The sequence below is a fragment of the Yoonia sp. 208BN28-4 genome, assembly GCF_037543925.1.
GTDB lineage: Bacteria > Pseudomonadota > Alphaproteobacteria > Rhodobacterales > Rhodobacteraceae > Yoonia.
Window position 1 is genome coordinate 1 of the sequence record NZ_JBBIFY010000005.1, and the last position, 9,531, is coordinate 9,531.

Below are 9,531 nucleotides of genomic sequence, written 5' to 3' on the forward strand. Positions count from 1 at the left end.
CGGCATCACAAACACCGCCACAGCCACAGGCACACCCCCCACAGGCTCCCCCGTCACAGACATCTCCGACAACGCAAACGACACCGACGGAAACACAACAAACGACCCAACAGAACTGGTGATCGCGGCTGATCCGGGCATTGCATTAGTCAAGACGTTGCAATCGGGCGGGCCGACATTTGCGGCTGTCGACGATGAACTGACGTTCCGCTTTACGGTCACCAACACCGGCAACATCACGCTGACCGATCCGGTCACCATCAGCGATCCGCTGATCACGGATGCCGGCGGCGAAATTGTCTGCGATCCGGTGCCGCTGGCCCCCGGTGCCGATCTGACCTGCGAGGGCACCTATGCCGTGACGCAGGACGATATCGACGCGGGCGAGGTGATCAACAGCGCCACGGCGGATGCGGGTGATCTGACCACACCGCCGTCAACGGTAACTGTTCCTGCGCTACAGAAACCGTCGCTTGAGACGGTCAAGCGGGCCACATCGATCACGGTTGACGGGACGGTAGATACTGATCTGCGGGCCACCAGCTTTGTGGTGGGGGCGGTTGTTGCCTATGACTACACCGTCACCAATACCGGCAACACCACGCTGACCGATGCGATCACGGTTTCGGACAACCTGATTGACGCTGTGTCCTGTCCCGCACTGCCTGCTGGCGGTCTGTTGCCTGAGGGCGAGATTGTGTGTCAGGCGACCTTTGTGGTCACGGCCACAGATGTGCAACTTGCCTCTGTCACGAACATCGCAAGCGCTACATCGGGCACTGTCACGTCGCCTTTGGTGGCCGAGACTGTCCCTGCCGATGGAGAGCCTGCGCTGACCACTGAAAAGACGCTGCTGTCGGTTGCCAACCCTGATGGCAGTGCCTCTGACGCGTTGTCGTTTGATCAGGTTGATGATGCGTTGACCTATGGCTTTACCGTGACCAATGCGGGCACCGTGGCCTTTGCCAGACCGGTCATCGTGCGTGACACGCGCTTTGCCGATCCGATCACCTGCTTTACGCCAAGCGATACCGACCCTGATCTGCGGGCAGGCGAATCCGTGATGTGCGAGGCCACCTATCTGGTCACGCAAGACGATCTGGATGCGGGCGATGTGGTGAACGAGGCGTTTGCAGAAACGATCTTTGGGTCTGACGACCGGATTGTCGTGTCTGACCCCGCGGTGCAGGTCACCCCTGCTGCGGCTGATCCGGCGATCACCATTGCGAAGGCCGCAACACCTGCGACCTTCACCGCCGAAGGCCAGACCCTGCGCTATACGCTGACGCTGACCAACAGTGGCAACCAGACGCTCACATCTGTTGTCGCGCGCGATCCGCTGTTGCCCGCGCTGTCATGCGCTTTTGACGAGCTGATCGTGGGGGAAACGCAAACTTGTAGCGCGGATTACCGCGTGACGCAGGCCGATGTTGATGCAGGCGAGGTGATCAACACCGCCAGCGCCAGCGCGGTCACGCCGCAAGGGGGCGGGGTCACTGACAACACCACGCTGACCACAGCCGGACCTGCTGCAGACCCCGGTCTTGTGCTGACCAAAACCGCGACGCCTGTGCCGTTTGGCGCGGCTGGCACGGCTGTTACCTATGTTATGGCGGTGGAAAACACCGGCAACGTGACGCTGACCAATGTGATGGTGTCTGACCCGATCACATCGCCGCCATTCACCTGTATGATTGCGCGGCTACGTGTTGGCGAAACCGACGATAGCTGTGCGCTGTCGCTGACCGTGACGCAGGACCAGTTTGATGCGGGCGAAATCACCAATACCGCCAGCGCCAGTGCGACCGGTCCACGCGGCACGTCGATCACAGACAGCGACACGATCACAACGCCTGCGCGCGACCCCGAACCGGGGCTTGAGGCCACGAAGGTTGCAAGCCTGAACGGGTCGATCGCCGGCAGCACTGTCGATTTCACGCTGTTTGTGCGCAACACAGGCGACGTGACGCTGACGCCCGCTGGCATCACCGACACCATGACCCGTCTGGACGGGTCTGATGCGGGGCTGGCGCCTGTCAGCTTTGCCCTGCAATCGGGCGATACGGATGGCGATAACCGGATCGATGTGGGCGAAACATTTGTCTATCGCGCCACCTATGTCCTGACGCTTGAAGATGTGAACGCAGGTGGTCTGCGCAACACCGTCACCGTGGATGCAACCACGCCTGCGGGGGCGACTGTGTCTGATGTGTCCGACAACGGTAACGATGCGGACGGCAATGCGACCGACGATCCAACGGTGGTCGAAATTATCCAAGGCCCTGCGCTGGATGCGACCAAGGCGCTGGCGCAAGGCGGTGCGGCTGAAGGTGACGAGGTGATCTTTGTGGTCACCGTGCGCAACATCGGCAACGTGTCTGTCAACGATCTGGTGATCGCCGACACAATGACGCGCGCTGATGGCATTCCGATCGCGGCGGAAACCTTTACCGTGGCACCTGTTGATCCCGGTGTCGTTGACCAGCCGCTGGCACCCAATGCGCAGCGCGAATGGCGCGTGACCTATATGCTGACGCAAGACGATGTGGATGCTGGCGGGTTGTCCAACGTGGTCGTGGCCTCTGGCACCGATCCCGAGGGTAACGCCGTGTCCGATTTGGCCGATAACGGCGACGATAGCGACGGCAACACGACCGACGATCCGACCCGTGTGGCCATTGTCCCCGAGGCACGGCTTGAAGTGGTCAAGACCGCCGAACCGTTTGCCGACCCTGATGCGGTTGTGCGGGCCGGTGACGTGATCACCTACACCATCACCGCCAATAACCTTGGCAATGTGACCCTGTCCGCGCTTGAGCTGACAGACACCATGACCAATCTGGACGGCACGGTGCTGACACCAGATAGCCTTGCGCTGACGTCAGGTGCCTCCGAGACCGAGATCGGGCCGCTGAGCGACAATGTCTACACGCTGACCTACACGCTGACGCAGGATGATGTGGATGCGGGCGGGATTTCCAACACGGCCACCGCTGCGACAACTGCGCCAAGTGGCGTGCCGCTGGTGGATGTGTCCGACAACGGCGATGACACCGATGGCAACACAGTTGACGATCCGACGATTATCCCGATCGGGCAAATCTCGTCTGTGATTGCGCTGAAAGAGGCGTCGACCCCGACACGTGTGGGCACCAACCGCTTCGAGGTGGTGTTCGATATGAGCGTGGAAAACACCGGCAACATCACCCAGACCAATCTGGATATCCGCGATGATCTGGCTGCCTTTGTGGCACCGGCCACGCTGGTATCGGTGGATGGTCCGCGCGTGTCCGGCTTTACCACAGGCGGGGCCAACACGGGGTATAACGGCACCGGCGATACCGCGCTTGTGACCGCTGGCACGTCGCTGGCGCCGCAGGAAACCGCGACGATTGCAATCACGGTGGTCTATGATGTGACAGGCGGATCGCCCGCACAGCCCAACACACTGGTGGTCAATTCCGATGATCTGGTTGCATCTGCCATTGGCACCGCAGAGGTGCCAGCGGTGGACGAGCCGAACATCGTAGCGACCAAATCGGTGACACCCGAAACCGCGCTTCTGGGCGGCACGGTGACCTATCGCCTGACGTTCGAGAACGTGAACGATACCGCAGAACGGGGTCTGACCATCGTGGACGACATGCCAAGCGGCGTGCTGTTCACACCGGGCACGGCAAGGTTCAACGGTGAGGACACCCCACAGCCGCGCATCGCCGGACGGCAGCTGATCTGGGACGACATCGCGATGGCGCCCAATCAGACGATCACCATTACCTTTGACGCGCGCGTCACCGGTGAGGCGGGTGAACTGGTCAACCGCGCCTATATGCTTGGGCCGGATGGTGACGTGATCTCCAACGTGGCGACTGCCACACTGCGCCGCCGTCCCGAGGCTGTGTTCGAGTGTGGCGATGTGATCGGCAAGGTGTTCGATGACCGCAATATGAACGGCTATCAGGACGGTGTGTCGGATGCGTTCAACGCGCAGCCAGGCAACAACCCGCAGATCACAGACCAGCGCTTTGATGGCGGGAAATACAGCGGACCGCCGCCTGTGATCGAAACGCCTGAGTACGAGCCGGGTCTGGCTGGCGTGCGTCTGTCCACCGTGACGGGCACGCTGATTACCACGGATGAATATGGCCGCTTTAGCGTGCCATGCGCGGAACTGCCCGCCGATATCGGGTCGAACTTCACGCTGAAACTGGACGAGCGCACGTTGCCCACGGGCTACCGCGTCACGACAGAGAACCCGCGTGTGATCCGCCTGACGCCAGGCACCGTGGCCAAGCTGAACTTTGGTGCGGCGATTGCCAATGTGGTTGATATCGACCTGATCGCGTCGGCTTTTGGCACGGGTGCACAGCCAACGCAGGCTCTGGTTGCCGGTGTCGATCAGCTGGTGGCCTATCTGCAGACAGAGCCGTCTGTGCTGCGGCTAAGCTATTACATGAACGGCGAAGGCCGCGATCTGGCGCGCGCGCGTCTGGACACGGTCGAAGCCTTGGTCCGCGACAGATGGCGTGGCGGTGGGGGGTATCGTTTGCTAATCGAACGCACGATCCGGCAGATGCAGTAGGATGATGATGATGAAACGGACAACACAACTGCTGGGTGCCACGGCGCTGACACTGATCGGGGCTGCTGCCACAGCGCAGGATGCGGTGAACATTCCTGTTGGGGCAAATACCGAACCCGCCACAGCGCCTGCGCTTCCGGTGACAGGCTTTGTCATTTCGGTGAATGGCAACGCGATTGCGGGCGATCGCCAGGTGGTGGACATCGTGCGCCAGACGGACGTGCAGATTGCCAACGCCGATGTGCAGGTGACGTTTGACGGGCTGGGCGCTGAACCGCGCCTTGATCTGGAAACCGTGGGGGCCGCACAAGCGTATCGCGCGGGCGAGGTGGTGACGATCCAGTCGGCACTGAACTATCCCGCTTACGTGACGCGGGGCGAATTGCGTGTCGTGGATCGCGGGGCCGCTGGTGGGCCGCGCACCGTGCTGACCGCGCCGATTGATCCCAACGGGCGCGCGTCGATCACCGTGCCGCAGGGCCGCGATCTGGTTGTCGTCCACCGCGTTTATGACGGGGCAGGGCGGTTTGACGAAACCCGCCCGCTGGCGCTGTCATCGGGTGACAATCGCCCCAATCTGGATGGTGTGGAAGAGGGCGTGGATAGCGCTGCTGTCCGCAACATCCCTGTCGCTGGCGGCGCCGTGACTGTGTCTGGCGAAAACGTCGCGCGTGGTGCCAATGTCGTGGCACTGGGCGAGGCCGTGCAGGCCAGCCCCGATGGCAGCTTTGTGATCCAGCGCATCCTGCCTGCCGGTGACTACGGCGTTGATGTGGCTGTGAATGGCGCGGGCCAGAACGTGAACCTGATCCGCGACGTGACGATTCCGGCGTCAGAGTGGTTTTACGTTGCCACCGCCGACCTGACGTTTGGTCTGCGCGAGGATGGCCAAACCGGTGAGCGCGAAAGCTATCAGACGGGCCGCATCGCGGGCTATGTGGACGGGCGCACGGACACAGGTGTGCAGATCACCGCGTCGATTGATACCGGCGAAGGCGATCTGGATACGATTTTCCAAGGGCTGGACGAACGCGATCCGCGCCAGCTTCTTTTGCGGGTTGATCCCGAAGACCTTTACCCGACCTACGGCGACGACAGCACGCTGGTTGATAACACGCCGACGTCCGGCAAGCTGTATCTGCGGATCGAGCAGGACGGGAATTACGTCCAGTGGGGCGATTTTGACGCCACACTTGGCGACAATGAATATGTCTCGAACGACCGCACGCTTTACGGTTTGCAAGGCGTCTATGCGACCCGTGCGACCACCACACGCGGCGATGCGCAGGCCCGCGTGCTGGCCTATGCCGCACAGCCGGGGCGTTTGCCGCAACGCGATACGTTCCTTGGCACCGGCGGTTCGGTGTTCTTTCTGGAAAAGCAGGATATTGCTGCCGGATCGGACCAGCTTGAGATCCAGTTGCGCGACCCCGATACAGGTCGCGTGATCGAAACCCGCACATTGGTCGCGGGGCAGGATTACGCGATCAACTACATTCAGGGCATCGTCACACTGACGCGGCCTTTGGCCAGTGATGTGCAGGCCGGGCTTGTGCAGGACGGTGCGATTGGCAACGCCGATGCCGTGCTGGTGGCAGCCTATGAACACACACCTGTCGCCAGCGATCTGGAAGGGTTTGCCTATGGCGCGCGGGCAGAAGGTTGGGTGACAGACACCCTGCGCTTTGGCGTGGTGGGGCAGTTGGACGAAACCGGTGTGACGGATCACCGCGTGATCGGTGCCGATATTCTGTATCAGCCGACAGCCGACACATTTGTCCGTCTGGATTATGCACAAAGCGAAGGCACAGGCTTTGGCAGCACGTTCTCGCCTGATGGCGGTCTGATCGTGCAAGAGATTGCCGGCGCAGGGTCCGAAGGCGAGGCATTCAAGCTGACAGCGCGGGCAAGCCTTGCCGACTTTGGCGTGGCCGCTGACGGGTCCATCGGGGCTTACTTCGAACGGCGCACCGAAGGTTTCGCATCGCTTGATACGCAGGTGACATCTGCCACCGGTGACGAGACTTTCTGGGGCATCGACGGCGATGTGGCGATCACCGATCAGCTGCACATCGCAGGTGCTTACGAAAGCTATGAAAACGACGCGGGCGAAACCAAGCTGACAGGTGCTGCCGAGGTGACCTACCGCGTCAGTGACCGCATCGCCTATGCGGTTGGCATCGAAAGTCAGGACCGGACTGGCGGCACGTCCGAAGGCAGCCGCACCGATCTGGCCGCGCGCGTGACGTTCACACCAAACGACCAGATCGCGCTTTACGTCTTTGGCCAAGGCACCATTGCCCGCGAAAACCTGCGAGAAAACAACCGTTACGGCCTTGGCGGCGCCTATGACTTTGGCAACGGCTGGTCCATCGCGGGCGAGTTGTCAGACGGCACGCTAGGCGAGGGTGGCCTGATCACCGCGACCTATGCAGATGAGGCGGGCAACACCCGCTATCTGGGGTATGAGGTTGATCCCGGACGCGAGCTTGACGGGATTGCCCTGCGCGGGCGGGACCGTGGCCGGATCGTGGCGGGTGCCACCACGCAGGTCAGCGATACCGTGAATACCTATGGTGAAACGTCATATGATCTGTTCGGCGATTACCGGTCCCTGATCAGCGCCTATGGTGTGACCTACACGCCGAACGACACATGGTCGCTGACCAGCGCCATCGAAGTGGGCCGCGTGCGCGACGACGACCGCTATGACTTTGACCGCAACGCGCTGTCGTTTGGCACGACCTATCAGGATACCCAGCTTTCCGTTGCCGGACGTGTCGAATACCGGACGGAAGATGGCCTGCGCGATGGCACGCAGGTGAACTCTGACACGTTGCTGGTCAGTGCCGACGCGGTCTATAAAATCACCGAAGAACAACGGTTTGTGTTCTCTGCCGATGTGGCGCGGTCTGAAACGGATCAAAGCGATCTGCTGGACGGCAACTATGCCAATGTGGTGCTGGGCTACGCCTTCCGCCCTGTGGAAGATGACCGTCTGAACGTGCTGGCCCGCTACCGGTATCTGTATGACCTTTATGGTCTGCGCGATGCGGAGGATGAGGACGAAGGCCCGCGCCAGCGCAGCCACGTTCTGAGCGTTGATGCGTCATACGACCTGAATGAAACGTGGACGATTGGCGGCAAGCTTGGCTATCGCAGTGCGGAAACCTCGCCCGATGGCACAAGCGATTTTGCCCAGAACGATGCGTGGCTTGCCGTGGCCTCTGCGCGGTATCACATGGTGCATAATTGGGATGCACTGGTCGAGGTGCGTAGCCTGAACCTTGTGCAGGCCGAAACGCAGGAAAACAGTGTGCTTGGCGCGGTTTACCGGCACATCAACCCGAATGTGAAGGTGGGTGTGGGCTACAACTTTGGTACGTTCTCGGATGATCTGACCGACCTGACCTATGACGATCAGGGCGTCTTCATTAACCTGATCGCAAAGTTCTAGGCACCGCAGCCCTATTGTTCTGTAGCTAGGAACAATCCGGCGTCACCGGAGGACCTTGTCGCGCGTAAATCGTGCGGCAAGGTGTTGGCAACACCTTTCTGGTCAGAAAGTTCCCTTAAGTTAAGAAAAAATGTTGCGACGCGGCGTGATAACTTTAGTGTGATAATCTCTGGGTTGTGTCCCAGGTGATCACTTTACATCCCTGGGGGATATCATGTCAGACGATAACGTCGCATCCGCAACTGCGGAAACCGGAAATGCTGTGCCAAATGGTGCGCCCGATCAAGAGGTGATGCAAAAGGTTGCAGCCTTGCGCGCGCATGTGCGCGAAAGCTTTGGCAAAATCGCTTTGGCCATGATGTCGCTGCCCCGCTACCGTCACCAGACGCTGGCGGATATGCAGCACCTGATCCTTGATCCCCTGATCCGCGACCGCGTGGCGATTGCCTACCCCGCCAACAGCGAAAACGATCCGACCAGCGATATCAGCGGCGTGGCGATCTGGGCCAGCCTGTCCGAAGAGGCCGACAGCCGCCTGCGCGACCAGATCAAATCACGCACATGGCCCGTGCGCCTGAAAGCCGAGGACTGGAACAGCGGCGACATCGCTTGGTTGATCGACGTGATCGCCCCCACACAGAAAGAAACCGGCTCGGTCGTGGCCAACTTCCGCTCGGTCGTCAAAGACGGCGAACTGCGGCTGCACCCGGTGGTGGGGCAGTTGCTGGATACGGAAACGCTTGAGAAGCTTGGTATGAAGCGGGGCGGGAAATGACGTGGGGCATGGCTGAACCACGGCGTTTTGGTGAGTATTTTCTGGACGGCGATTATGTGGGCTGGAAAGACGCCTTGCGGGATGCGCTCCAGAACGAGATTTCGGATGATGAAAAGGCGCGATACGATACCCAGTATTTGCCGTCCTATGCCTTGCACGTTGCTTTGAAATTTACGGGCATCACAAAAAACGAGATCGATCATCCGCGGGCGCCAGAGCCGTTGCGACCGTTCGAGGTGCCCCGCGAATTTGTCATTGAGCACGAACACTCCAAGAGATTTGGTTCGCTCATCAAGTTGACTGATCGGTTGCTTGCGGTGGATCAGGACCTGATGGATGTCATTGAAAGCCTAGAGCCGGGATTGCACCAGTTTTGGCCGATCGACATCAAGCACGCCGACGGAACGCCCGCGCCAAAGGCCTATTTCGGCATGCGGATCAGGCAGTTTATCGACAGCTTCAGACCGGACCAAAGCCCGACTGAATCGTGGACCGGTGAAACCGGAACTTACTACATTTTTGATTTTACACGGAAGCATTGTGCGGCGCTGAGTGTCTCCAAAGCCGACATCGGTTCTGCCCATCTGTGGCGAGAGCGCAAGTTGCGATCTCCCGCACTACTGCTGTCAGACGAATTGGTGTCACGCATCAAGGAAAAGGAGCTTCGGCTCCCGAATGTCCATCAGCTGAACGAGATTTAGACGACTGCGATTGCAG

At 60.4% G+C, this 9,531-nt stretch carries 4 protein-coding genes; all 4 read left to right on the plus strand.

Going from position 1 to position 9,531, the window contains the following annotated elements:
- A partial coding sequence (locus V8J84_RS16395; protein WP_445285988.1) for a DUF7507 domain-containing protein occupies positions 1–4,582 on the plus strand: 4,582 nt, incomplete at its 5' end.
- A 10-nt stretch (positions 4,583–4,592) separates the two neighbouring features.
- Entirely contained in the window at positions 4,593–8,039 is a 3,447-nt protein-coding gene (locus V8J84_RS16400; protein ID WP_339933184.1) for a hypothetical protein, read from the plus strand.
- 214 nt (positions 8,040–8,253) lie between these two features.
- Positions 8,254–8,814 (plus strand): toxin-activating lysine-acyltransferase, encoded by a 561-nt coding sequence (locus V8J84_RS16405; protein ID WP_339933186.1) that lies wholly within the window; start codon positions 8,254–8,256, stop codon positions 8,812–8,814.
- Positions 8,815–8,822: 8 nt separating this feature from the next.
- Positions 8,823–9,515: an imm11 family protein gene (locus V8J84_RS16410; protein WP_339933188.1), complete on the plus strand. Its 693-nt coding sequence runs from the start codon at positions 8,823–8,825 to the stop codon at positions 9,513–9,515.
- Positions 9,516–9,531 lie beyond the last annotated feature (16 nt).